Below are 26,263 nucleotides of genomic sequence, written 5' to 3'. Positions count from 1 at the left end.
GCGGTAGCCCTCCAACATCTCAAGATCGTGACTTGGCGCGAAGCTCTCAATTAAAAACGAGTTTAGACATAGGCCGGCTGCGAGACAGGCACCGTTGCCGCTTGAAAGCCGAGCATTGCGACGGGGGGCCAGCTTAAAATCGAATTTAGTTTCGTGAAGGCCAATTTAATGGCCGGCGGGCGGCCCATGGCTCACTGTCATCGTGCCGGGGGTCAGATATCGGAGCCGCAGATGCGGAATCACGGAGCGAATGTCATGCCCAACGGTTTGGAGACCGCCCTCAGCGCCGGAAACCGGGGCTATTTTGGCGGATATACAACGGCAATCAATCGATACAAGATGCTTGAACGCGGCCAGGAGCAGCAGCTGGCGCGGCGTTGGCAGGAGCGGCGGGATCGTCGCGCCACCGACGTGCTGGTCACGAGCCATCTGCGGCTCGCCGCGAAAGTCGCGCGCGGCTACCGGGGATACGGACTGCCGCTTGCTGATATCGTCGCGGAAGCCAATCTCGGTCTTGTGATCGCCGCGTCGCGCTTCGAGCCCGACCACGGTTCGCGGTTCTCGACCTATGCCCTGTGGTGGATCAAGGCCACCATTCATGATTACATCCTGCGCTCATGGTCACTTGTCAAGATCGGGACGACGGCGGCACAGCGGAAGCTGTTTTTCAGGCTCCGGCGGGAGATGCAGAAGTTGACCGGCGAGGCGAACAGGATTTCGCCGGAAGCAGCCGAGGCGATCGCTCAGAAGCTGGAGGTCACCTCGCACGATGTGATCGAGATGGATGGCCGGCTCGGCGGTGACTTGTCCCTCAATACGCCCGTCAACAGCGATGCCGGCACGATGGAATGGGAAGACACGCTGCTCGATTCGGCGCCCGACGCCGAAACGATCGTTGCGGAGTATGACGAGACCACGCGGCAACAAAGCGCACTTCGCGCGGCGTTGGCGGCGCTGACGGAGCGGGAGAAGCGGGTGTTCGTGGCGCGTCGTTTCACTGAAGATACGCCGACCCTCGAGGAGCTCGGACGTGCGATGGGTGTCTCGAGCGAGCGCGTCCGTCAGCTCGAGACCCGCGCCTTTGCCAAGGTAAAGCGTGCGGCCTGGCAGCATTTTAAGGGATAGCGCGATACCCGCGACGACGATTAGCTTGCCGGCGAGCCCGGCAAGCTATCGTCCCGTCCCTTCAGCAGCTCCGGCAGATCGAATTGATCATCTTCTCGACTTGTGCGTCCTCGCGGTCGATGGCCGGATTGGTCCCAAGCAACGGTCCTTTCATAGGGCGGCCTGCGCCAGTCGACGAGAGCGCGGTACCCAGCGAATTGGTGCCGGGGCTCGCAGCACTTGTGCCGAACGCACCACCGGTCACCGACATGTGCGAGGCGCCCATGCTCACGCCGCCCATGCCGCCGCCGCGGGCAAACGCGGCGGTAGTGGCAAAGCCGAGGCCGATCGCGACGCATAGAATGCAAATGCTTTTCATGACATTACTCCTGTGAAGCTCAGCGAAATTGCGGGATTTGCGGGACGGCGATATGCGGCTGCGACAGTGGCGCCAACCTGGCGGCATTGCCAATTCCGCTTGGATCGACGTTGATATTGTTGGGGCCGCCTATGCTGGCAGGTCCCGGTGGGACGCTACTGATGGCGGCATTGCCTGCTCCGGCTCCTCCCGCCAGCTGCGCAAACGAGGCGGCGGGTGCGGCGAGGAGAACCAGCGCAAGAGCTATTTTCTTCGATTTACTCGACATGCCGTTACTCCAGGCATGCAAGTGATGGAATGAAGCTGCGGTGCAGCGATGCCGCAGATCACGAGCCGATTGCGGCTTGTAATCTTCAGTGGGTGTCGGCGGCGGGTAGTCCGACGAAAAGTTTGTTCAGGAAAGCTCTTCGAGCGGTGATCTTCACGAGCGATCACGGCAATGCAGAGTCGCCACCTGCATCAGTCCTTCCGGGGGAGTGGCGTGCGAACGCGCAATCGATCCTCCCAACCAGTACTAGATGAACAAGAAATCGATCCTCACGCCACGCACGAGGATCGCAACAGGAGAAATCATCAAGACCTTGTTCAAAGTACTTGCCACAGCAGTCATCTTGTCAGTGACAACGGGAGCGACGGCGTTTGCGAGGACACCATACGAGCACATTCGGCATGAGCAGATGGTGCCGAGACCCGATCTGACAGGAATGCCGGCGGCCCTGTCTGTCTTCATGACTACGCCGATGCCTACACTGACTGCTCCTATGCCAGCCGCAGCCAATGCGCCGCCACCGCTTCGGGCAGGCAGGCTCGGGGAATGTTCGATGAACTGATGGCGGCAATTTGGTCCGCGCTTTTGCCGCTGCGTCGATTACCTGCACCGAATCTGGTGTCGGGGCGTTCGCGAAATGCCGAAATCAAACGGCTTTCGCAGCGCCCCGAGGTGCGTCTGCTTCCAGGGTGCCGCTGCTCGAGGTCAAGCACAGGTTCTCGCAGCAGCGGCCTCGGTTGCGTAGGTTGGCCAGGATCGGCGGACCTTGGAATGCGCAGAAGTCGAAGGACTATCTGAAGATCAATCCGAATGGTCGCATTCCGACCCTGGTCGACGGTGATCTCGTGATGTTCGAGGCCGCCGCGATCGTTCTCCATCTGGTTGATCGGCATCCTGACGGAGGTCTCGCACCGAAGATCGGCACGCCCGAGCGCGCCAGGTTCTATCAGTGGATGGCGTTCCTCACGAACTCGCTGCAGGAAGAGCTGATGATCTGGCAATACCCGGATCGCCTGACCGGCGCTGATGCTGCCGCGACCAAGATTGTCAAGAACGGCGCCGAGAAACGCGCCGGCGCTTACCTCGACGTCATCGAGCAGCATCTCAAGGTCAACGGGCCGCTCTTTCTCGGCGAAACGCTGAGTGCCGCCGACTTCTATCTCATCATGCTTGCGCGATGGGCGCGGCCGATGACCAAGCCGCCCCGTTCACGACCGAACGTCGGAAGGCTGCTCGACATTGTCAGCGCGCTTCCGGCGGTTTCGCCGGGCTTACGAGCGCGAAGGCGTGACCGAAGAAATCTGCTGAACGCTCCAACCACGCGAACCCTGTTTCGCCGTTTCGAAAGGACCGCATCATGGATACGCAGAGTGTAAGCCGGAACATGGCAGAACGGATGGATCTGCCTTTTGTGGGCCTCGCCACATTCGCAGGGCAGCCCGCCTGCACCGACTGGGATCAGCTCGACGGCGCAGATGTCGCCGTCCTCGGCATCCCGATCGATACCGCATCGAGCTATCGCGTTGGAACGCGTTTCGGACCGCGCTCGATCCACGAAGTCTCTACGTTTCACGGCTTCGGCCCGGAAGGCGCTTTTGATTTCGAGGATGAGGTGACCTATCTCACCGCGGCGGAAGTCAAGATCGTCGACGCCGGCGACAGCGACGTCATCTACGCCGATACCAAGCGGAGTCTGGCCAATGCAGAGTTGGCGGTGCGGGCGCTGCTCGACGCCAAGGTGATGCCTTACATCCTGGGCGGTGATCATTCGATCACGATGGCGACGGTTGCGGCGTACTCGAACCAGAAGCCGATAGACATCGTGCATCTCGATGCGCATTTCGATTTCATTGATGGGCGCAGCGGCGTCACCTGGGGCCATGGCAGCCCGATGCGCCGCGCCTCGGAGATGACGCATGTCAAGGGCATCACGACACTCGGCCCCCGCAACATGGCTTCCGTCAGCAAGAAGGACTACAAGGCGGCGAAGGCCTATGGCACGCATGTGGTTCCCTTGCGCAAGTTCCGCGCTGTCGGCGCCAGGGCAGCGCTGGCCCACATTCCCGATGGCGAGCGGGTCTACGTCTCGATCGACATCGACAGTTTCGACCCGTCGATCGCGCCGGGCACGGCAACCATTAGCCATGGCGGCTTCACCTATTACGAAGCCAAGGACCTGTTGCGCGAGGTAGCGAAGCGCTTCGACGTGGTCGGGGTGGATTTCGTCGAGGTCTCGCCTCCCTACGATCCGTCCGGCATCACCTCGCTGCTCGCTGCAAGAGCCAGTCTCGATTTCATCGGGTCGATCTTCCACGAGCGCGCGCGGCGGCGCGACCGGTCCTAACCCAATCAGAAGCGCAACGGCGTTTCGACTGGCAGCTTCTCACGAAGCTGCCAGCGCAGTGAACAATTCACCCTTAAAACAGGAGTGTCCCATGAACGACGAGACCAAGCGACCCTATCTGACCCACGCCTCCGGCGCGCCCGTCACGGACAATGTGAACATCCAGACGGCGGGACCACGCGAGCCTGCATTGTTGCAGGACGCTTGGCTGATCGAGAAGCTCGCGCACTTCGCCCGCGAAGTCATCCCGGAGCGGCGCATGCATGCCAAGCGCTCGGGCGCGCACGGCGTTTTCACGGTCACCCATGACATCACACGATACACCAAGGCGAAGATCTTCTCGAAGGTCGGCAAGCAGACACCGATGTTTGCGCGCTTCTCGACGGTTGCCGGCGAGCGCGGCGCGGCCGACGCAGAGCGCGACATCCGCGGCTTCGCGCTGAAGTTCTATACGGATGAAGGCAACTGGGATGTTGTCGGCAACAACACGCCGGTGTTCTTCTTTCGCGATCCCTTGCGCTTTCCCGACCTGAACCACGCGATCAAGCGCGATCCCTATACCGGCATGCGCAGCGCCGACAACAACTGGGATTTCTGGACGCAGCTTCCCGAGGCGCTGCACCAGGTGACGATCGTCATGAGCGAGCGGGGCATCCCGAAGAGCTTCCGCCACATGCATGGCTTCGGTAGCCATGCCTATAGCTTCATCAACGCCAACAATGAGCGCATCTGGGTGAAGTTTCACTTCCGGACCCAGCAGGGTATCCAGAATCTGACCGACGCGGAGGCCGAGGCTCTGGTGGGCAAGGATCGTGAAAGCCACCAGCGTGATCTGTTCGGCAGCATCGAACGCGGCCAGTTTCCGCGCTGGACGCTCTACATCCAGGTGATGACGGAAGAGCAGGCGAAGAATTTCCCCTTTATTCCGTTCGATCTCACCAAGGTCTGGCCGAAGGCCGATTATCCGCTGATCGAAGTTGGTTATTTCGAGCTCAATCGAAAACCGGGCAATGTCTTCGCCGAGGTCGAGCAGGCGGCATTCTCGCCGGCCAACATTGTGCCGGGCATCGGCTATTCCCCGGACAAGATGCTGCAGGGACGCCTGTTCTCCTACGGCGACGCGCAGCGGTATCGCCTTGGCGTCAACCACCATCAGATTCCGGTCAATGCGCCGAAGTGCCCGTTCCACAGCTATCACCGGGACGGCGCGATGCGGACCGACGGCAATCTGGGCGGCACGCCGACCTATTGGCCGAACACCCGCGGCGAATGGCGAGACCAGCCTCAGTTGAACGAGCCGCCGCTGGAGATCACGGGTGCCGCCGCGCATTGGGACCACCGTGTGGACCACGACCATTGGCAACAGCCGGGCAACCTGTTCTGGAAGATGACCGCGGCACAGAAGCAGACGTTGTTCAGCAACACCGCCCGCCAGGTAGGCCAGGCCTCCAGGCAAATGGTCCGACCTTTGTGAACTGAGCGGCTGGTCTTGACCTACTCGCCGGAAGGGCGTCGTGTGAAGCGGTGCTGCCGAGGGAGAACGAAATGGATGGCAAGCCGATAGCCGTTGTCGTCCCGCAAAATGCTCAGTCGCTCGACATATCGGGTCCGCTGGACGCTTTCCTGGAGGCAAACCGGCAGGCACCCGGCATATGCAGTTACGACGTGCGATTGCTGTCAATCGGATCGGACCGCGCGGTGAAGGCGGGAGGCATGTCGCTCGTTGCTGATGGTTCTATCCTCGAGGATGATGGACCAATCGATACGCTGCTGGTTGCGGGGACGCCGGACTACGCTCAGGCCTATGGCGAATCCGCCCTGCCTGCCTGGCTGCAGCGGCGGACACGGCTCAGCCGTCGACACGGGTCGGTCTGCACCGGTGCTTTTTTTCTCGGTGTAGCCGGACTGCTCGACGGCCTGAACGTGACAACGCATTGGCAGCATGCCGCCGAGCTGGCGGAGAAGTTTCCGGCCGCCAAGGTTGTCTCCGATCAGATCTTTGTACAGGACGGCTCGTTATGGACCTCGGCAGGGGTCACGGCGGGAATTGACCCGGCGCTGAAGTTGATCGAGGACGATCACGGACGGGATGTGGCGCTCTCGGTGGCGCGGCGGCTGGTCGTCTTCCTCAAGCGGCCGGGAGGTCAGTCGCAATTCCGCGCGCACCTTGCCGCCCAGGTCGCGACAGAGGGACGGATACGGGCCGTCCAGCATTGGATCCTCGATCACTTGCCCCTGGACCTGACGGTGCAGACGCTCGCGTCCCGTGCCGCAATGAGTGTACGCAATTTCACGCGTCTGTTTCAGCAGGAAGCCGGAATGACGCCGGCTGACTTCGTCGAGATGGCGCGGATCGATTCGGCGCGACGTCTGCTCGAGGATACTGACAAGCCTTTGCAGCGGGTCGCCTCAAGTTGCGGCTTAGCCAATCCCGACACCATGCGCCGTGCCTTTCTGCGGCGGATCGGCACCGGCCCTGCCGAATATCGCGAACGTTTTCGCGGCTGAGGTTTTGCGTCGCATGAGCGGGTTTCCCGGGGAAAACCCCTCTCAGCGTGGGGAGAGGGATGCTGCGCGGCTTGAAGCCAGGTTCGGGCGCGACGTCGCGCGGCCTCACCGCTGGGCCAGCGCCGCGCACACCATCAGCTGGATCTGGTGGAAAAGCATGAGAGGAAGGATGACCGCGCCCACGGCATGCGAAGCGAAGATCACCTTCGCCACGGTGACACCCTGGCTGAGGCTCTTCTTCGAGCCGCAAAAGATGATGGTCACCTGATCGGCCTGCCCGAAGCCCAACCATTTGCTGACAAAAGAGGTGATCGTCAGCGCGGCAGCCAGAAGGATGCCGTCGGCAACGAGCACTGCAGCCAGTGCGGACGGAGGAACCTGATGCCACAGTCCCTCGGTGACGGCCTCACTGAAGGCCGAATAGACGATAAGAAGGATCGAGCCCTGGTCCACCGCGCTGACGATGCCGTCGTTCCGCTCGATCCAGCCTCCGATCAAGGGCTGCAGCAACTGTCCGCAGACAAAGGGTACGAACAGCTGGACCATGATCTCACCGACGGTGTGCCAGGCCGATGCCGATTTGACTTGGCTTGACAGCACGAGGCTCACCATCAGCGGCGTCATGAAGATCCCGATGATGCTCGAGGCCGAGGCACTGCAAATCGCTGCCGGCACGTTGCCCTTTGCAATGGACGTGAAGGCGATTGAGGATTGCACGGTGGACGGCAGGGTACACAGGAACAGGATGCCGGCGTAAAGCGCAGGCGTCACCAGGGGCAACAGCAGCGGTTTCAACGCCAGGCCCAACAGGGGAAACAGCACAAATGTCGTCAGCAGTACCAGGATGTGCAGCCGCCAGTGGCTCGCCGCAGCGACCACGGCTTGTCGCGACAGCTTTGCCCCATGCAGGAAAAACAGCAGTGCGATAGCGACGTTGGTCAGATAATCGACGATCATTGCGGCTTTGCCGCGACATGGCAGGACGCTCGCTACGACAAGCGTGCCAATCAGCGCCAGAGTGAAGTTGTCAGGCAAAAACCTTGGCCGGGACATACTGCTGACCTGCGGCTTTCCCTTCGAGGGTCAACGCTGGCTCATTTCCTCGCCACGCGCGTCTGTCGTCGCACCGGAAACATGCCCCAGTGAGAGCAACTGATCCATTCGGTCTGATTGACGGCGGATGCCGGTCCTGAGGCGATGACTGTCATGATTGTCTCCTTCGCGGTGCGAACATTCATCAGATAGGAGACGCGCAGTCTTTCACCATTAAAAATCACTTTAGGGAATGGCCGCTGAAGGCGCGCCTGTCGGGAGAACATGCATGAGTTCCGCTGATGTCGCTCCAAAGCGCAACTCGTCCGGGGTGATGCGTCGAACCCGCCTTCTCAATCCAACGTGATGCTCTCTCACTTCCAATTTAGCGGAGTCGGGTTGTGAGCTGCCTACGTGTTTGATCCAGCGACTTTGTCCTTTGTCAAACAAGCTATATAGCGTTCGGTCATCGCGGGCCGATCTTCGATCTTGCGAGCTCGTAGGCGAGTCCTTCGAGCACGAACCACTTTCGCCTGGAGGAGGCTGCGCCGGAAAGTGGGTCTTGCCGGGCCGTGGGGAAACCTCGGCTAGCCTAGACCCTATGTTCGCGCCCTGAGGTGACGGGCAGCCCGCTCCGCGGCAAGCTCCTGTCGAGAGATGAGCCGGTGCCGAGCCTCAAGCATGGGGAGCGGGCCTGATGAATGATAGCAGTTTCGTGGGACTGGATGTGCATAAGGCGACGATTTCGGTTGCGGTGGCTGAAGGGCTGCGCGGCGGCGAGGTTGGTAGCAGGCTGCGGAAAAATGGGTCTTGAGGGGCGATTTTCCTGATGTGCGGCGAGGATGAGCCAATCGATGGATCGTAAACGGCGCCGCACGCGCAGTTTTCGCTGCGGTTTTGTCTCTCATGTTTGACGCTCCAGGCAGACTCATCCCGTTGCTGCCAGCATCTTCGGGATACGAACGAGATTGTAGGCCGCGGCGGTGAGCACGAAGAACCACTCGACCAGGCCACGACCACGATGCCGGGTCTTGCGCAGACCGCCGACCATCTTGATCCACCCGAATGGTTCTTCGATCCGCTTGCGCTTGATCGTGCTGATGCGATAGCCGGGATGCCGGGTCGTGCGCGCGTCGATCGCCGAGCGGCGGTTAGCGTCGTTCTGCGAGACATGCGGGGTGCAGCCGCGCTCGCGGCAGCCGGCGACAAAGTCGGCAGTGTCATAGTTCTTGTCGGCGCCCACGGTGCTGCCCGGCTTGGCATTGTCCTCGATCACGTCGAGGGCGGTCGTTCGCTCCGCCGTACCGTTGGCCGCGGTGAGGCGCGCATCGACGATCAGCCCGTTGCGGTTCTCCATCATCAGATGCCCCATGTGGCAGAGCTTAGCCTCTTTGCCAGCGCCCTTGCGGAACAAGCGGGCGTCGGGGTCGGTCGTCGAGGAATGCGTGTCGTTCTTGCGCTTCTCGCCATGGAAGTCGCGCTCGGCATTGCGCCCCTGACCGCTGCCCGATCGCTTGCCAGATGGTGGATCATCGCTATCCTTCGGCACGAAGCCCTTCATGCTGGCCCAGGCCTCGATCAGCGTGCCATCGACCGAGAAGTGCTCGCTCGACAAGAGCCCACGCACCGGCGGCAGGTTGAGCACGGTGACAAAGAACTTGGCCGCGATGTCGCGGCCGATCCCGGTTCTTGCAGAACACGGTCGCATCCCACACCGGATCGTCCATCGACAGACCGACGAACCAGCGGAACAACAGATTGTAGTCGAGCTGCTCCATCAACTGCCGTTCCGAGCGCACCGTGTAGAACGCCTGCAGCAGCAGCGCCCGCAACAGCCGCTCCGGCGGAATCGACGGCCGGCCATGGCGGGCGTAAAGCCTGGCAAAGTCGCGCGACAGATCCTTCAGTGCCGCGTCAACCAAGTCGCGGATCGCACGCAGCGGATGATCCGGAACGCGCTGCTCCAACCGCACGTAACTGAATATGCATTCCGGGATTTCCTGCCAGCAAGGTCGTCGCGTAGGAAATCGCCAAGCCGGCCAGCGAAAAGGCCGCGAGGTGTCCGAGTTTCGGACCCATTGGGAAGATCGAGATGGCTGTCGTAAGTCGCTCGCGCGGAAATTTGTCCGCCAACAATGAGAGGGCCGAAGGCGACAGCGATGATTCGCCGATTCCTACAAAGATCCAGCCCAGCAATAGCGTCCAAAAAGAACTTGCGAAGGCGGATAGGGCCGTAGCAGCAGCGAACGTGAGCGCACCAAACAGGATCACCATGCGGCGCGAATAGTGATCCGCGACCCAACTCAGCGGGATTCCGAAGATGGCATAGGATACGCGTGCGATACGGCCTTCTTCAACTCCGAGATCTCGGACTCCAAGAAATTGTTGGTAACGATCAGCGCGCGAATAGCCGCGCGCATATCGCCGTCGCAAACGGCGATCGCCTGGCTTGAGGTCGAGCGGGCCGTCTTCGCTGCGGATTGAACCGTGACGGCCTCCGCTCGCCGTGACTTTTGTGGAATATAAACTGGCCATAGCAGATATGCCTTCGCTTGGATTCGCTAATTCGGGACCGGTCGTCTGGACTTCGCCACATCCCATCAGCGAACGGCCCGTGCATGAGGACGCACACCTACTAAGCGGGCGGGCTGCCCGGCGGCTTCCATGATCAACCGGGTGATCTCGTCGGGATGAGAGATCAACGACAGATGACTCGCCTTCACTTCGATGGTCTTGGCGTCCATGCGCTTGGCCATGAAGCGTTCGAGATCGGGATTGATCGTCCGGTCTTCCGTCGAAACGGCATAGAAACTCGGCTTCGATCGCCAGGCCGCATGCGTCGTCTTGCCCGCGAGCAGGGCCTTGTGGAACGGCTCCTGGATCGCATAGAGGACCTTCGCCTTCGCTTCCGGCAGGTCGCCCGCGAAATCGCGCAAGAACGCAGCCTCGCTGAGGCGCCCTTCGTCGCCGTCGAAGACAATCCCGGCAGACGCTGGTGGCGTCGGATATGTCTTGGCCAACGCCGTGTAGTCCTCGCCCGCGTCCGGCGCCCGCGCCGCCACATAGACAAGAGCCGACACGTTCGGATGCATGCCGGCCTCGGTCACGATCATTCCGGAGAAGGAATGCCCAACCAGGACCGTCGGACCATCCTGTCGCGCCAGCACGCGCTCGGCCGAGGCTACCGCTTCAGGCAGCGTTGTCAGCGGGTTTTGTACGGATGTGGCATTGAGTCCCGCTGCCTGCAATCGTGCGATCACCTCGGACCAGGATGACCCGTCGGCGAACAGCCCGTGCACAAGGACGACGTTGCGCGCCTTCGGCGCAGGCTGCGCAGCGGCGGCGGTGCCCTGGATAAGCGTGCTTGCCGCCCCCACAGCGACCAAGCCTACGAATGCGCGTCTATTCATTGGATACCTCGGCTCAAGATCGTCTTGGCTATTCATGGAAGTTTTCCTTTGCATAAAGTTGGAGTTGGCCACTGGGAGAGTTTGAATCGGCTACAAGGGAATTGCCGCAAGAATGCCGGCAACAATCGTGAGTGTTTGCAACGTCGTCATCGATCGCTCCGTGATAGCTTTTCGCCAGAGCCGTTCCTGCATCTATATTCTGAAGGAGAAGGCGCATTGTTACGTGGTGTCACGGTGTTGTGTTTTCAGCGAGCTCCGGGTTCGGCGCCGAGATATGCTCGGCGGCCAACAACGCATCGACTTCCGCGGAACGCATGACTGTTCCATCATTTACAAAAGCCTCGTGGTTGCTCTCGATCGTTTCGATGTCGTAGAGGTAGTTCACCATGAGGCCGAACGATTCCTGGATGCCGCGCGGCGCGGTGTTTCCGAGCCAGTTGATCCACTCCAGACACGCGCCGTTTCCCAAATGAAAGCGCGCGACAGGATCAGCCGGCTCCTGGGTCGAGGCGCGGCGCGTCAGATAGGCTGCACAAAAACGCATGATCAGCGGCTTCAAGGATTCATCGCTTTTGGCTGTATCGGGCCGCCCGGCCCCGGTCGCTATCCGGGCCAGCAGCGCGGCCTGGGGATCACCCGTTGAAGCAAGGCGCTTGGTCAGCCATCGCCGGAGTCCCGGCACGGACGACAACGTTGAGAAACGGGCCAGATGCTGCAGTTCGTTCTTCAATTCCTCAACCACTTGCTTGATCAGGAAATTGCCGAAAGGAATTCCGCGGAGGCCATCCTGACAGTTCGAGATCGAATAGAAGATTGCCGTGTCCGCGCGCGCGGCCCGGTTGCGAGCGGCATTGTCGTCACCGTCCTGAACCAGCAGCGGCTGAACGGCTCCGGCTAGTCCTTCAACGAGCGCCACTTCCACGAAGATCAGCGGATCGTCCGGCAGGGCCGGATGAAAAAATGCGAAGCAGCGCCGGTCCGGTGCCAGCCGACGCCTCAGATCGTCCCACCCGTGGATCTCATGCACAGCTTCATAAGCGATTAGTTTCTCGAGAACGGCAGCCGGAGACTGCCAGTCGATCCAGCGCAGTTCGAGAAAGCCCCGGTTGAACCACGACTTGAACAGGTGCTTGAGATCCCTGTCGAGCAGCCTCAGCGTCGGCTCGTCGCGCAAGCGTTCGGCAATCTCATTGCGCATGGCAACCAATGCGCTGGTGCCGCCTGGAGCCATGTTCATGCGTCGCAAGAGCTCCTGCCGGGGCGGATCGGTCGCTTGTGCAAGCGACGCGGCAGCTTTGGCCGAGGGATCGGATAGCCGCCGTTGCCTTGGACACGCGTTTCGACGACTTTGATCGCATGGCCCCGGGCACCGGAGGCGAAGCGGTTAGGGCGTGTACTCATAAACGGCCGGCCAGAGGTCCGCTTCGGGGCAAACCGGAAAGCATTTGCTCGCCTTGAGCCTTACCAAGGATTCGTACACTCAGAACTCTTGTGTCATCACCCCGTCTGTACTTGCTTGGGAGGTTAACATGACCGATATCGAGAAGCGCTTCCGCCCGGCACGCATCGATGAAGCAGACGTGCTGGCCGAGCTAGTGGACTACGCCGGCGAGGGCCTGCCAAGCTATCTATGGGGCAAGATGGCCGGGCCGGGTGAGACGGCGCAGGAGGTGGGGCGCAGGCGCGCCGCCCGAGACGGGGACCTTTTCATACCGCAGCGCCACGATGATCGAGTACGCCGGACGTGCGGCTGGCAGTCTCATCGGCTATGTCATTCCCGACGCTCCGGAGCCCGTTCCGTCCGACGTGCCGGCGATGCTCGTGCCGCTGCAGGAACTTGAGAACCGGGCGCCCGGCACCTGGAATGTGAACGTTCTTGGTGTGCTTCCACAATTCCGCAACCTCGGCCTCGGGACTGAGCTGCTTCGCATGGCGGATGAGAGCGCACGAAAGCTCGGAAAGCGTGGCATGAGCATCATTGTCTCCGATGCCAACATCGGCGCCCGCCGCCTCTACGAGCGGCCCGGGTACCGGGAGGTGGCGCGGCGCACGATGGTCAAGGAGCAGTGGGTCAGCGACGGCCACGAATGGGTCCTGCTGACTAAGCTATTTTGACTTCGTCATGTGTTTGCCGACTGACCTGCGCGGTCGTGATGTCCGTAGCTGGCCCATATCCGGAGCCAAGCTATGTTCGCATCATGAGGGCGATCGAGGGGCCGAACCAAACCTCAGGTGTTTGTCAAACCCCGGCGGGTGGTAGCGCGTCCCGTCGGGGCCACGATGGATACTGCCAGCCGTCGTCGACGAAAGCACTCGCCTTGGCGATCGCGGCCGCAACGCGCGAGCGCACGTCGATGTTTCATCCTCGCCTTTTAAAGCGTTGACAATGAAAGTTACGGCTGCATCTTTGGTCGCAGAAATACTGTAGTTAAATAATTGTTATTCCTTGGACCGCCGGGCGAGCGTCGCGATGCGTCGGTCCCGCGAAGCACGAAGTGGCGCGAGTCGGAGTTGAAGCCATGCAGAGGCCGTTGAGGAAATCGTCCAACGCGCTAGGGCCGGCGCGTTCGGCTTGCCGGTATGAGCGGAAGCCGCCCTCCCATAATTGCACGCGTAACGGTTTCCCGCTTGCGGCGGATCTCCCAGGGCCTGCAGTTCTGGCCTTTTTTCCGTTGCGGGAAACCGCGACGTAAAATGAATCTCGGCGGCGAGAAACAGAGCATGATGGCTAACCGTCGGTCGGCGTTGGTTCCAGGCGGCTCTGCAGCCGATAGCCGACGCCGGATTCGGTGGTCAGCAGCCGAGGGTGGTTGGGATCGGTCTCGATCTTCTGCCTCAGCTTGCGGACAAGGATACGAAGATATTGGATGTTATCGCGCTGATTGCCGGTCCAGATTTCCTTGAGCAACTTGTCGTGCGTAACGACGAGGCCGACATGCGTGGCCAGGACATGCAGCAGCCGATATTCCTTGCGTGTTAGCCTGACCGAATTCTGGTTCAGCGAGACCGTGCGGGTGGCGAGATCGACCGAAAGCGGGCCGGCGACGACAATGGGACTTTCGGTTGCGGTCTTGAAATAGCGCCGCAGCGCGGCTTCGCCGCGCGCGAGCAACTCGGCCATGCCGAACGGCTTGACGACGTAATCGTCGGCGCCCGCCTGTAGCAGACGGACCTTTTCATCTTGGTTGGCGACGACCGAAAGAACGATCACCGGAACATTCGACCAGGAGCGGATCCGTTCCAGGACCTCGATTCCGTGCAGGTCCGGTAAGTTCAAGTCGAGAATGATAATGTTGGGTGGGCTGAATGTCACCATCTTCAGCCCCTCGGCGGCATTCTCCGCCTCCAGCACCACGTATCCGTTCAGTTCGAATCCGGCGCGTAGAAAACGCCGTATTTTTGGTTCGTCGTCGATCAGCAGCACGACATTAGCGGGCTTACTCATTGTCTAGCGCAGTCAGCTTCGGAATGGTTGATTGGGATGCGGGCAGTGCAATGGAAACTGTTGTGCCCATGCCGTGCCCTCGGCTCGAAACTGTGATGGTGCCACCATTCGCCCTGACGAAGGTGGAGGCGATCCAAAAACCGAGGCCAGAGCCCGGCACGCTTGCCTGGTGACGCTTGCTGCGGAATGAGCGGTGGCCGAGCTCGTGCAGTTCATCCGGCGTGATACCGACGCCTTGGTCGGAAACTGTGAGTGTCACTCGCCCTCGGTTGGAATGTACTCCGACTTCAATCGTCGAACCCGAAGGAGAAAATTTCGCGGCATTCTGTAGAAGTTGTCCGCACGCCTCCTCAATGAGGGCGGAATCGACATTAACGAGCGGTAATTCCTCGTCAAAGGCCGAGGCAATTTTGTGGGCCTGAAGCCGGCGCGCGGTTCGCTTGATGGCCGCATTGATGATGTCGCGCGGGTCGGCCCACTCCAGCCGCGGCCTCAGGCCGCCGGCGGTGACGCGTGTCGCATGCAGCAGATTTTGGATATAGCCGTCGAGCTGCGTGATCTCCTCCGATATTGCGTCCACCAACGATCGCGCCTGCACGTCCCTTTGAACGATCGGGACCGATGCCAGAACGCTGGCCGAGCCCCGAATGGCTGCCAGAGGTGAGCACAATTCGTGTGACAGCGTACCATGGAATGCGTCACGCAAGAGCTCGGCCTGCAGATGCAACCGCGCGTCCTCCATGGCCTTGCCGATGTCAAGCCGCTGCAGCGTCAACGAGACCTCCTCGATGATCGCCTCGATGCCCTGCGTTTTCGCCTTGGTCGTTTCGCTCGACCCCGCGCCAATGTTGATGACGATCACGCCATGTACGGTGGTTCCTGAGGAGACCGTGCGCAAAAGCCAGACTTCCTGGGTGGCGGAGTCGACGATGGCGCGCCCGAACGCTCCAGCCGCCGCGGCCATCGATGCCACGCACTCCAGCACGGCCTTGGGTGCCGTCTCTGCTTCCGGCGCGTCGAAACGGCCGTCAGCCGTGGCGACGAAGAAGGCCGCGCGCGGTCCGAGATTACGCGAGAGATAAACTTGGATCGCTGCGAGCAGATCGCTGATAGTGAAGCAGGCCGCTAGGCGTCGCGAGAATTCATAAACCTTCTGAATCTCCGTTTCCCGTAGCCGCAACATGTCGGTCTCGCGCTTCAAGCGGGCGGCGAGATCGCTGCTGACCAGCGAGACGACGAGAAACAAGAGGAGATCGATGACATCCTGCGGGTCTTCAACTTGGAAACTGTAGATCGGTGGAAAGAAGAAGAAGTCTGCGGCCGCCATGCTCGCAGTTGACGCAACGATGGCAGGCCAGATTCCCCATTGGGTCGCCGCGGCAATGACAGGTATCAAATAGGTAATCGGGACCAGCGTGACCGCAGCCTTCCGGTCAAGAATCAGTAACGAGACTGTGACGAACGCAACCCCCATGATCGACATGAGGGAGGGCACGATCTGTGCGCGAACGGCTACTAGCAGCCCTGGCTTTTGATCCCGGGGCGGGGCGCGGTTCTCGCCTTCAATCGGCGTTGTCCGCTTCTTTGCGAATATTCCAACCAGAGACATATGATAATTCGAACCACCGGTTTCGCAGAAAACGGACCCGAACGGCGGTCTGCGCGGCCCACCAAAAGTGATCTCTGCAGGGCGGCGCCCCGAGATTCAACAATTTTCGGAAACCAGGCCCAACGGGCCGTCTCCGCCGCTTTTTATCGGCTTTGATGCGGTCCGAAAATATAAAAGTAATAGTCATTTGGCATTTCGATGTTGCCAAATAACGGGACTTCTACGGGGGATGCGAGCAATTCCGGAAAGGCTTCGCAGCACCGCTGGAGTGGACTTGCGAAAGATGACGGCTCGACATTTTCCGAGTCCGTACAGCCGCGGCCGTTGGCTTTGAAGACAAGTGGCGATCGCGCGTGTCACGAATCGCAATGACCACTTGAGTGCCTGCTTTTCTTCCAGAGAGCTCCGGCCTGGAGGCACGGTAAAGGTCCGCCTCTCAGGAGCGGCGATGTGCAGGCAGCGCAAGCGTCGCGACTGCGGCTGAGCTGATATATTTGGGCGGATAGAGATAAAACTCCATCAGCGGCATGTGCGAGCCACCGCTGTTGCGCTTGAGTATCTCGCGCGCAAACTCGGCCGCCTCGGGATAGATGGCGCCCCAGCCGGCAAAGCTTGAGGCCAAGATCTCGATCGACAGGATCGTCGTCGCGATTTGCACAAAACACTCGTGGGACGTTTTCGCGCTTCGCGTCGTCGACGCTTTTCTCAAACTTTGGCGAAGTTCGCTGTGGTGTTCGATGAGGGGCCCGAGCCGCGATTTCCAAAGGATATCGGGCAGGCACGCGAATCCGTGCACCTCATGATAGCTCTCGATCAGGCTTCGACATTGCCTCGTTAGATCCTTCGGCAAGAAATTGAGATCGAAGTTCTCGAGCCGATCGATCGTGGCCGATTCGAATGCAATCTCTTTCCTGACACTCATCGTCTCGCCTCTCAGGAGCGAACACGCTCCGATGTCGAAGCTTAACGGGTCCGGACATAGATCTTCGATCGACAATGAACGCGAATTCCATAGCAAATAAATAGCGAGCAGCGCGAAAACGTATGACCAAAAGGCCACACGACTCCGAAAACTATTGCGGCGCACCGCGAGTCATTACCGAAACGTCATCTCTTTTCGCCGGTGAACTAGGCAATTCGCAGCGCAATTGACGTTTGTCGAGGCAATCGGTGCGGAATACGTCGTTTAGACTACTTTATTTTAACTAAAGCGCGCGGGAAACTGTATCGATTTTTCCCAGGCACAAAACGAAAAGCACCCCAAGCTCGATCAGGGCGCGAAGCGTCAACGGGTGCTTTAACAACAGCTTGGGGCAATACGATGAAGAAAGTTTTGTTGGCGGGCGTATCGCTGGTCGCGATCAGCATGGTCGACGGCGCATACGCGGGGGACACGTTGCCGCCAATGGGGAAGAGCTATTGCGATCCCTACAAGAACTATTCCTGTCTCGACTCTTATTTGGGCGACGACTTCGTCAGCCGATTCATCAACTATTATCGGCTTGAATGGGGGCATGAGGCGGCGCCGTCGGATCCCAAAGCGCCGCCATCGCGCCGCGGCTACTGGCCGACGACGCCGGAGTCGGTACCGCCCATGCCATTCAGCGAATGGCCTTACGGGGGTACGACGAGCCTGGGCGTGACCAGGCCGAGCTCGGCCGACAGCCCATTGATGGTGGCGCTCGGCAACACCGCCGTTGGGCAGGCGCTCAACGACAATCACATCCAGATCTACGGCTGGATCAATGCCGGCGGCAATTTGAGCAACAACACGGTGCGCGGCGGCAACGCTCCAGCGGCCTACGACTACAACCCGAATACGGTGCAGCTCGATCAGACGGTGCTCTACATCGAGCGTCTGCCTGACACGGTGCAGAAAGATCACGTCGACTGGGGCTTCCGCATCGCGCCGATGTTTGGCGAGACCTATCGCTATACGACTGCTTTTGGCCTGTGGAGCAATCAGCTTCTCAAGCAGAACAAGAACTACGGCTATGACCTGCCGATGGCCTATGGCGAGGTGTTTATCCCGCAAGTGATGGAGGGCCTCATGATACGTTTCGGTCGCTATATCGCGATCCCAGACATCGAGGCTCAGCTGGCGCCAAACAACTATATGTATTCGCACTCGATGACGTATACGTTCGACTCCTTCACCAACACCGGCATTCTCACCTCGCTCGCGCTGAACAAGAACTGGATGGTGCAGGCTGGCTTCTCGGTCGGCACCGAAGCGATGCCTTGGCACGTGGGCGCCAAGATCGCAAATCCGTTTCCGAACCCTCTCTTCCCTGACAACACGATGCTGAAAGATCCCGGCGCGCAGCCGAGCGCAAGCGCCGCGGTTCGCTATACCACCGATAGCGGGAACGATAGCATCTACGTCATCGCAAACGGCATCAATAACGGAACATGGGGCTACAACAACCTGCAATGGTATGGGCTGACCTACTATCACAAGTTCAATGATCAGTGGCACATCTCGTTTGAGACGTACAACGAGCATCAAAGCAACGTATTGAATATCAACAATCCGGCAGCTCTCGCGGCGTACCAGGCGGGCGGCACGCCGTTCTCGCCGCAATACATGCCGTTCAACTCGCCATTCCTCGCGCAGTGCAGCAATCCAACAGAGTTCTCCTGCACAGCCGACGTGCAGACCTACCTGATGTATCTGAACTACAAGCCGACGCCGCTGGATAACATCAGTTATCGATTCGAATTTTTCGATGACAAGCAAGGACAGCGCACCGGTGTCAAGACGCGCTACGTCGAGACGGGTATCGGCTGGCAGCACTGGTTCTCGCCGCAAATCGAGATCCGTCCCGAGATCTCGTTCTATCGCTCGCTCGACGCGCCGGCATTCAACGGCAACTCGAACCTCGGCATCTTGCCGAACAAGAGTACCGCTCTGATCGGATCGGCCGATATCATCATTCACTTCTGAGCTGGCAACGCTCTCGGCGTCAGCCGTCGGAATACGAACAATTCAAATAGGGGCTAACAAATGAAACGCATCCCTCTCACCACCGTCGCGCTCGGTGCATTGGCTCTGGGGACGCCAGCGTTCGCGGCCGACCTTGCCGTAAAGGCGCCGTTGCGCGCGCCTCTTATTTACGACTGGAGCGGCTTCTACGTCGGCGGCTTCGGCGGCTATGGTTTCGGTAATCAAAATGTCAACAACGCGACCGGTCCCGCTGGCTTTGCCGACTTCACGGCGAACTTTGAGTCGCATGGGCCGTTCGGCGGCGGCGAAATCGGTTACAACTGGCAAAGCGGCAACCTCGTCTTCGGCGTCGAAGTTGACGGCGCAGGGACCAACATCCAGGGCAACGACAATTTCGCCTTGGGCTGGAACGACGCCAACAAGCTCAGTTGGGTCGCGAGCTTGCGCGCCCGCGGCGGCATCACCGTCGATCGGCTGCTGCTGTTCTTCACCGGTGGCTGGGCCACCGGTGATATCGAGCACACCAATACCAATCCGGGCGCGGGCGTAGATCAGTTCACTGCTCACCGCAGTGGCCTCGCCGCGGGCGGTGGCCTTGCTTACGCGATCAGGGACAACCTGATCGGCAAATTCGAGTATCGCTACTACGATCTCGGCACCTATCACCGCGACGCCCCGACTAACGGCGTGCTGCCGTACAACGTCGCCAACACGTATTCGACCGTACTGTTGGGCCTCGACTTCAAGTTCGGCGGCGGTCCAGCGTTCGCCAAATACTGACGGATGAAATGACTGCGTCTGATGGCTCAGGCGCAGTCGGCTCGAACGGGAGAACAATGACTAAGGCTGGCGTGAGACGAAAAATCGGGGTGATTGTCGCGGTTGCGGCGCTATGCGCGGCTGCTGCGGGCTGTGTCAGCGATTTGGGAGCGGAGACTGGGAGCCAACGGAGCGGCCATCTGCGCTACTACGGTGGTCCGAAATACCCGATGTGGCAGAGTTGAAAGGTGTGGCATGGGCAAGCTTCGGTACATTTCGAAAATGCATGCGCGTATAGGATACATCCTGTTCGGAGCGCTCGTCACTATCACCGGCACGCCGGGCGAAGCGGCGGCCAGGCATTTTAAGCATGTCGCCGACCATCGGGCGTGGAGCAGGCAGGCGCGCGCTGCACAGGCGTCGCTCGCAGGGACGCCCCATCTCGGCGCGATCCGTTATTACGGTGGGCCGAAGGCGCCGATGTGGCGTGCTCCGGTCGAAGAGTGAAGAGTAGAGGGCAGGGGGAGGCATGTCCTGGCAAAAGGAACGGGCGCGTGAACCAATGTGCATGTGTTCAATATGAACATTGTCAGGCCCTGGACGTGGCAGCGGTCGGCTATCGTGCTGGTGCTGGCCGTCGCGGTCGGGTTGGGCGCGGTCGTCGGAGGCAGGCTGTTGCAACCGCGCGACAGACTTACCGAGACATCAAGTCAAGCCAAAGCAAAGCTGCCTCGTTACATCGCGACCCCGATCGAATGGGCGAGCGTGACGGTGGAGCAAGCTTCCGAGCATGTGTTCCGTGCGGAGCACGTGGCCGAAGGCAAAATCGCGGTCGATGAGGATATCTCGACGCCCATCTTTTCGCCTTATGCGGGTCGCGTCGTAAAGCTTCTGGCGAAGCCAAGCGACATGGTCCAACGTGGTCAGGCGTTGTTCGTTGTCGAGGCGACCGATACCGTGCAGGCGCTGAACGACTTTGCTTCGGCGTTGAGCACGCTCAATACTGCCCGCTCCAAGCTCGATCTGGCGCGGATCGTCGAGAAGCGCCAGGACGACCTCTACGCCGGGAAAGCGGTGCCGCTGAAGGATTGGCAGCAGGCGCAGGCTGATTTGACTGCCGCGCAGGACGATATGCGTGCGGCGGAAACAGCGGTTGAAGCCACTCACAACCGCCTGAGAATTCTCGGTCGCTCGGAAGAGCAGATCAAGACCTTCCAGGACACGCGCCAGATCAGTGCGGAGACATCGATCTACTCGCCCATCGGGGGAACGGTCGTGCAGCGGAAGGTCGGACCAGGTCAGTTCATCAACAGTGGCGCTACCAATCCCGTTTATGTCATCGGAGATCTTTCCACCCTATGGCTGGTGGCTTTCGTCCGCGAGAGGGAAGCCGCGGATGTCGCGGTCGGTCAGCACATCGCCTTTTCTCTGCTCGCGCTACCGGGCCGCCAATTCGAGGCGCAGCTCGATTACGTGGCCGCAGCCATTGATCCGTCGACCCGCCGCCTATTGGTCCGCGCAACGATCGACAACAAGGATGGCGTTCTCAAACCGGAGATGTTTGCGAATGTGGCTATTATACCGGCGGCGATCATCCCTCGGTCGGTGTGCCGAAGCAGGCGCTCATCTATGAGGGCGAGCATGTCCGGCTTTGTGTCGCACATGACGACAACTCGATCGAGCTTCGCGAGGTCGAGACCGGCCTTACCAACGGCGATCTGGTGGAGGTTCGCAGCAATCTGAAGGCCGGAGAAAAAGTGGTGACCAGGGGAAGTCTGTTCATCGACCGCGCGGCCACTTTGGGCAGCTAGTCCGAGAACAAGTTTTTCCAAGGCGCGGATCGAATGTACCGTCTTGTCGCGTTTGCAGTCAGTCGCAGGTTCCTGATGGTGGGACTTTTTGCAGCCATCATCATCGGCGGGCTTGTCGCGTTTCAGCAGCTCAACATCGAGGCATATCCGGATCCGACGCCTCCGATGGTCGACATCGTCACACAAAGCCCGGGGCTGTCTGCCGAGGAGATCGAGCGCTACATCAACATTCCGCTGGAGACGCAGGTTGCCGGCATGAAGAATATGAGGACTATCCGGACCATCTCGCTTTACGGTCTGTCGGACGTCAAGCTGCAGTTTTCCTTCGACTACACCATGAGCAGGCGCAGCAAGAGGTGTTGAACCGCCTGTCGCAGCTGCCGTCGCTCCTCAACAACGCTCAGCCGCAGATATCTCCGGTTAGCCCGATCGGTGAGATATACCGATACAGCCTGGTCGGGCCGCCTAACTATTCGGTGCTCGATCTCAAGACCTTGCAAGATTGGGTCCTGCAACGCCGCTTCCGCACCGTGCCCGGCGTTATCGATGTGACGGGGTGGGGCGGCCGGACCAAGACCTATGAGTTGCAGGTCGACTTCAACAAGCTGGTCGCCAACAAACTGATCTTGCCGCAATTGCTGCAGGCGATCAGCAACTCGAACGTTAATGTCGGCGGCAACACCGTCGATATCGGGTCGCAGTCGGCCGTGGTCCGCGGCGTCGGCCTGATTCGCTCGATCGCGTCGCTTGCCAACACAATGGTTGCCTCGAACAATGGCACGGCCGTCTTGGTCAAGGACGTCGCTACGGTGACGGTCGGCGAGGAGCCGCGGCTTGGGATCGCCGGAGAGAACGACGATGACGACATTGTCCAGGGCATTGTGTTGATGCGCCGCGGCGAGCAGAGTTCGCCGACGATTGCGAGGGTTGAGCAACTCGTCGCGGCGATCAACAACTCCACGATCCTGCCGCCCGGCGTGCGCATAGAACGCATCTATGATCGCAAGGACCTGATCGAGACCACGACCAAGACCGTGATCGAGAACATGGTCGTCGGCATTGTCCTGATTGTGCTGCTACAATGGATCTTCTTGGGCGATCTGCGTAGCGCGTTCATTGTAGGAGCGACGATCCCGTTCGCGCTGTTTTTCGCAGTCGGTATACTCGTGCTGCGCGGCGAGTCGGCCAATCTACTTTCGGTCGGCGCAATCGATTTCGGCCTGATCGTCGATGCCACCGTCATCATGGTCGAGGCGATCTTCCGCCGCCTTGCGCACACCGAAGTGCTGTCCGAACGGGAACAGGCAGCGATCTCCGGCCACACCATCATTGGCATGAAGCACCATGCGATTCTGACTGCGGCGGCAGACGTCTCGCGGTCGATCTTCTTCGCGGCGGCCATCATCATTGCGGCGTTTCTGCCGTTGTTCACCTTAAGCGGCGCCGAAGGCAATATTTTCGGCCCTATGGCCCGGACTTATGCCTATGCCCTCGCCGGCGGCTTGTTGGCGACATTTACGGTCACACCGGCGCTGAGCGCGATCATTCTCCCCGTTCATGTCGAGGAAACCGAGACGTTCCTGATGCGCTGGTTGCATCGGCTCTATATGCCGGCGCTGGCGCGTTCGCTCGCTCACCGGCGCCTAGTGTTGGCGGGCGGCGCGGTTTTGATCGTGGCGACGGCGTTCGCCGTGCGTTTTCTGGGATTGGAATTCCTGCCGACGCTGGAAGAGGGAAATCTCTGGGTCAGGGCTACTCTTCCACCGACCATCTCGCTGCAGGAAGGCAACTCCTATGTGAACGAAATGCGCAAGCTGATCGCAAGCCGTCCGGAAGTGGGGACGGTTGTGTCGCAGCATGGCAGGCCCGACGATGGCACCGATGCAGCCGGCTTCTTCAACGCGGAATTTTTTGCACCGCTCAAGCCCGCGAAGGAGTGGCCGGATCACGAGGACAAGGACGAGTTGACCGCGAGCCTGCTTAAGCAGTTGCAGGACAAGTTTGCCGGCGTTGAATTCAATTTTTCGCAATACTTGCAGGACAACGTCTCGGAAGCAGTCTCCGGCGTGAAAGGCGAAAACTCCATCAAGCTTTACGGTAGTGATTTGCAAGCGCTGACTGATACGGCGAACAAGATCAAGGCCCAGCTTGCAACCGTTCAGGGAATCACCGATCTGGCCGTCTTCACCTCGCTTGGCCAGACGACGATCCAAATCGACGTCGATCGTGCGCGGGCCGCGCGCTACGGCCTGTCACCGGGCGACATCAACACGACGATACGTACTGCGATCGGCGGCGACAGCGCCGGCGACCTCTATGAATCGGGTAGCGATCGGCATTTCCCGATCATCGTCCGCCTCGCCCCTCAATATCACCGTAGCGCCGAGGCGATTCGGAATCTCAGAATAGGCACACAGGGGCCGAACGGCATTACGCAAGTGCCGCTCAGCGAGGTTGCCACAGTTAAGGTGGTTTCAGGGGCCGCCTACATCTATCGGGAACAGCAGGAGCGCTATCTGCCGATCAAATTCTCGGTGCGCGAGCGCGACCTCGGGAGCGCCATTCAGGAGGCCCAGGAGAAGGTCGCGGCCAATGTGCAGCTGCCGCCTGGATCGCATCTGGAATGGGTGGGCGAATTCGGCAATCTGCAGGACGCGATCAGGCGGCTCTCGATTGTCGTTCTGATCAGCCTTGCGCTGATCGCGCTGCTGATCTGACTCAACTTCGGTTCGGTGATCGACACCGTCCTCACCATGAGCGTGATCCCGATGGCGGTTCTCGGGGGGATCCTCGGATTGCTGGTGTTCGGGATCCCGTTCAGCGTTTCCGCGGCGATAGGCTTCATCGCGCTGTTTGGCATCTCTGTGATGGACGGGATCATCATCCTCTCACAGTACAATCAGCTCATCGACCAGGGGATGGATCGCGCCGCGGCCATCCTGCGCACCGGCGAACTGCAACTGCGCCCGTGGTGATGACCTGTGTCGTGGCTGGTATCGGCTTGCTGCCGGCAGCGCTCTCGACCGGAATCGGTTCGCAGGTTCAGAAGCCGCTCGCGATCGTGGTGGTGGCCGGAATGATGCTTGCCCCGATCGTGATCCTGATCACGTTGCCGGCTTTGATTTCAATGTTCTCGCGGCGGCGCCAGTCCGGCATTGCCGCGCAAGGACAATTTGCACCGGCGGAATGACGAGAGATGGCTAAGGTCGAGGTGAGCTGTGAGTGGGGTTAAACCTCTCCATCGATCGGACGAGATGGGCCGCCGGCTGGCGAGGTCGTCGCTTTGCCTTGCCGCGCTCATTGGCTTCGCGACAGTCGAAAGCGCCGTGGCCGAGACTCTGCCGGAAGCGCTGGTGCGAGCCTATCAGTCCAGTCCGCAGCTCAACGCCGATCGCGCGCGGCAGCGCGGCGCGGATGAAAACGTGCCGCAAGCGCTTTCCGGCTACCGGCCGCAAATCGTGGCGAGTTTGAGCGTGGGTCTCCAGGCCGTTCGCAACACCCTGCCGGACAACTCGATTGAAGGCACGACGCTCCGTCCGTGGACGATCGGGTTAACGGTGACGCAGGTGCTGTTCAACGGAAACAAGGCCACCAACAGCGTTCGCGTCGCGGAATTTCAGGTCCTGTCCGGACGCGAGGCCCTCCGCAATACCGGGCAGGGCGTACTGCTGGATGCGACTACGGCCTATATGAATGTGCTGGCCAATCAGGCGCTCGTCGAATCACAGCGAACCAACGTAAATGTGCTACGCGAGATCCAAGCTACCACCCAGCGGCGTTTGGCGGCGGGCGACGTCACGCCAACCGACACGGCCCAGGCGGAAGCGCGGCTGAGTCGCGGGCTCGCCGACCTCAACGCGGCCGAAGTTGCACTGGACATCAGCAAGGCACTCTACACGCAGGTGATCGGAGCTCCGCCGTCGCAACTGGCTGCAGCAGCGCCGGTTGATCGTCTATCGCCGATCACCATGAACGCGTCGATCGGCACCGCCTATCACGAACATCCAGCCGTGCTTGGCGCACGTTACGATGTCGATGTCGCCGAGACGATGATCAAGGTGGCGGAAGGCACTTTGCTGCCGACCGTAGCGGTGCAGGCGAGCGCCAGCCGGTCAAAGCAATCTGATACGACGCTTGGAACGTTTGGTACGGATCAAGCCTCGATCCTAGGGCAGATCAATCTGCCGATCTACGACGGCGGCATGGCTGCATCACAAACACGCCAGGCCAAGGAGCTGGCATCGCAGAGCCGCATGGTCCTCGAGCATGTGAGAGATCAAACGCGAGCAGCGGTCGTGGGTGCATGGGTTTCCAACGAAGGAACCAAGATAGCGCTCACTGCAGCCGAATCGGAGGTGCGTGCGGCCGATGTCGCCCTGCAGGGAGTGAGGCGCGAAGCTGCCGGCGGGCAGCGCACCACGATCGATGTGCTCAACGCCCAGCAGGACCTGACCAACGCGCGATCGCGCCTAATCCAGGCCCAGCGCGATCGGATCATTGCATCCTACACGCTGTTGAGCGCGGTCGGACGGCTCGACGTTCATACCCTCAATCTGGATACCCCGGATTATCTGCCGGAGGTCCACTATCATCAGGTGCGTGATGCCTGGCACGGCTTGCGTACCCCGTCGGGACAGTAAGGGCTTG

Annotated in this window: 20 protein-coding genes and 5 pseudogenes; 13 read left to right on the top strand and 12 right to left on the bottom strand. The window is 60.3% G+C overall.

Annotation, left to right across the window (positions count from 1 at the left end):
* Positions 1-255 precede the first annotated feature (255 nt).
* Positions 256-1,125, top strand: a complete 870-nt coding sequence (locus tag F758_RS0132035; RefSeq protein WP_035723808.1) for an RNA polymerase factor sigma-32 — start codon at positions 256-258, stop codon at positions 1,123-1,125.
* A 61-nt stretch (positions 1,126-1,186) separates the two neighbouring features.
* On the opposite strand, the gene F758_RS0132030 is transcribed toward F758_RS0132035, so the two are convergent.
* Both F758_RS0132030 and F758_RS0132025 read right to left on the bottom strand, forming a co-directional pair.
* On the bottom strand, positions 1,187-1,483 hold the full coding sequence (locus F758_RS0132030) for a hypothetical protein (protein WP_024511717.1): 297 nt from the start codon (positions 1,481-1,483) through the stop codon (positions 1,187-1,189).
* Positions 1,484-1,502: 19 nt separating this feature from the next.
* Positions 1,503-1,751 carry a hypothetical protein gene (locus tag F758_RS0132025; protein WP_024511716.1) on the bottom strand — a complete coding sequence of 83 codons (249 nt, stop codon included), beginning with the start codon at positions 1,749-1,751 and terminating at the stop codon, positions 1,503-1,505.
* 459 nt (positions 1,752-2,210) lie between these two features.
* Here F758_RS0132025 and F758_RS49995 point away from each other — a divergent pair.
* From F758_RS49995 to F758_RS0132000, 5 genes and pseudogenes are all read left to right on the top strand, one after another.
* Positions 2,211-2,549, top strand: a pseudogene (locus F758_RS49995) (hypothetical protein); the annotation flags it as partial.
* Entirely contained in the window at positions 2,498-3,127 is a 630-nt protein-coding gene (locus F758_RS45000) for a glutathione S-transferase family protein (RefSeq protein ID WP_198026613.1), read from the top strand. The pseudogene F758_RS49995 and the gene F758_RS45000, both read left to right, overlap by 52 nt.
* Positions 3,128-3,147: 20 nt before the next feature.
* A complete protein-coding gene (locus F758_RS0132010; RefSeq protein WP_198026612.1) occupies positions 3,148-4,095 on the top strand; it encodes an agmatinase in 948 nt (315 codons plus the stop codon).
* A 91-nt stretch (positions 4,096-4,186) separates the two neighbouring features.
* A complete protein-coding gene (locus tag F758_RS0132005) occupies positions 4,187-5,569 on the top strand; it encodes a catalase (protein WP_024511713.1) in 1,383 nt (460 codons plus the stop codon).
* Positions 5,570-5,640: 71 nt separating this feature from the next.
* On the top strand, positions 5,641-6,603 hold the full coding sequence (locus tag F758_RS0132000; protein ID WP_035723803.1) for a GlxA family transcriptional regulator: 963 nt from the start codon (positions 5,641-5,643) through the stop codon (positions 6,601-6,603).
* A gap of 105 nt (positions 6,604-6,708) precedes the next feature.
* Here F758_RS0132000 and F758_RS44995 read toward each other — a convergent pair whose 3' ends face one another.
* The 7 genes and pseudogenes from F758_RS44995 to F758_RS52850 form a co-directional block, all read right to left on the bottom strand.
* A complete protein-coding gene (locus F758_RS44995) occupies positions 6,709-7,656 on the bottom strand; it encodes a bile acid:sodium symporter family protein (RefSeq protein WP_035723801.1) in 948 nt (315 codons plus the stop codon).
* A gap of 41 nt (positions 7,657-7,697) precedes the next feature.
* Positions 7,698-7,922 (bottom strand): hypothetical protein, encoded by a 225-nt coding sequence (locus F758_RS49990; RefSeq protein WP_157450239.1) that lies wholly within the window; start codon positions 7,920-7,922, stop codon positions 7,698-7,700.
* 641 nt (positions 7,923-8,563) lie between these two features.
* Positions 8,564-9,632, bottom strand: a pseudogene (locus F758_RS44990) (IS5 family transposase).
* Positions 9,550-10,170, bottom strand: coding sequence for an MFS transporter (locus F758_RS53465; RefSeq protein WP_024511711.1), 621 nt, complete (start codon positions 10,168-10,170; stop codon positions 9,550-9,552). Before F758_RS53465 ends, F758_RS44990 begins: the two are co-directional and overlap by 83 nt.
* 65 nt (positions 10,171-10,235) lie before the next feature.
* Entirely contained in the window at positions 10,236-11,045 is an 810-nt protein-coding gene (locus F758_RS0131980; protein ID WP_024511710.1) for an alpha/beta fold hydrolase, read from the bottom strand.
* Positions 11,046-11,274: 229 nt separating this feature from the next.
* Positions 11,275-12,135 carry a malonyl-CoA decarboxylase domain-containing protein gene (locus F758_RS44985; protein WP_283805885.1) on the bottom strand — a complete coding sequence of 287 codons (861 nt, stop codon included), beginning with the start codon at positions 12,133-12,135 and terminating at the stop codon, positions 11,275-11,277.
* A gap of 30 nt (positions 12,136-12,165) precedes the next feature.
* Positions 12,166-12,342: pseudogene (locus tag F758_RS52850) on the bottom strand (malonyl-CoA decarboxylase N-terminal domain-containing protein); the annotation flags it as partial.
* Positions 12,343-12,698: 356 nt separating this feature from the next.
* Between F758_RS52850 and F758_RS44980 the strand changes: the two are divergent.
* The gene (locus tag F758_RS44980; protein WP_283805884.1) at positions 12,699-13,160 is read left to right on the top strand and encodes a GNAT family N-acetyltransferase; all 462 of its coding nucleotides are present in this window, start codon (positions 12,699-12,701) and stop codon (positions 13,158-13,160) included.
* Positions 13,161-13,773: 613 nt separating this feature from the next.
* Here F758_RS44980 and F758_RS0131965 read toward each other — a convergent pair.
* The 3 genes from F758_RS0131965 to F758_RS49985 form a co-directional block, all read right to left on the bottom strand.
* Entirely contained in the window at positions 13,774-14,490 is a 717-nt protein-coding gene (locus F758_RS0131965) for a response regulator (protein ID WP_024511709.1), read from the bottom strand.
* Positions 14,483-15,985, bottom strand: a complete 1,503-nt coding sequence (locus F758_RS0131960) for a DUF4118 domain-containing protein (RefSeq protein ID WP_198026611.1) — start codon at positions 15,983-15,985, stop codon at positions 14,483-14,485. The genes F758_RS0131965 and F758_RS0131960 overlap by 8 nt, the downstream gene beginning before the upstream one ends.
* A gap of 550 nt (positions 15,986-16,535) precedes the next feature.
* Positions 16,536-16,757, bottom strand: a complete 222-nt coding sequence (locus tag F758_RS49985) for a hypothetical protein (protein ID WP_157450238.1) — start codon at positions 16,755-16,757, stop codon at positions 16,536-16,538.
* Between the two features lie 663 nt (positions 16,758-17,420).
* Between F758_RS49985 and F758_RS44970 the strand changes: the two genes are divergently transcribed.
* The 6 genes and pseudogenes from F758_RS44970 (at position 17,421) to F758_RS0131925 (ending at position 26,256) form a co-directional block, all read left to right on the top strand.
* Positions 17,421-19,046: an outer membrane beta-barrel protein gene (locus F758_RS44970; protein WP_024511706.1), complete on the top strand. Its 1,626-nt coding sequence runs from the start codon at positions 17,421-17,423 to the stop codon at positions 19,044-19,046.
* Positions 19,047-19,106: 60 nt separating this feature from the next.
* Positions 19,107-19,826, top strand: a complete 720-nt coding sequence (locus F758_RS44965; protein ID WP_024511705.1) for an outer membrane beta-barrel protein — start codon at positions 19,107-19,109, stop codon at positions 19,824-19,826.
* A gap of 234 nt (positions 19,827-20,060) precedes the next feature.
* Positions 20,061-20,312 carry a hypothetical protein gene (locus tag F758_RS0131940; RefSeq protein ID WP_024511704.1) on the top strand — a complete coding sequence of 84 codons (252 nt, stop codon included), beginning with the start codon at positions 20,061-20,063 and terminating at the stop codon, positions 20,310-20,312.
* Positions 20,313-20,384: 72 nt separating this feature from the next.
* Positions 20,385-21,616 (top strand): annotated as a pseudogene (locus F758_RS44960) (efflux RND transporter periplasmic adaptor subunit).
* A gap of 33 nt (positions 21,617-21,649) precedes the next feature.
* Positions 21,650-24,806: pseudogene (locus tag F758_RS44955) on the top strand (efflux RND transporter permease subunit).
* Positions 24,807-24,870: 64 nt separating this feature from the next.
* The gene (locus F758_RS0131925) at positions 24,871-26,256 is read left to right on the top strand and encodes a TolC family outer membrane protein (protein ID WP_024511703.1); all 1,386 of its coding nucleotides are present in this window, start codon (positions 24,871-24,873) and stop codon (positions 26,254-26,256) included.
* Positions 26,257-26,263 lie beyond the last annotated feature (7 nt).

Source organism: Bradyrhizobium sp. ARR65, assembly GCF_000472385.1.
Lineage (GTDB): Bacteria > Pseudomonadota > Alphaproteobacteria > Rhizobiales > Xanthobacteraceae > Bradyrhizobium.
Note: the sequence above shows the minus strand (reverse complement) of the source record. Positions and strands in the feature narration are given on the sequence as shown.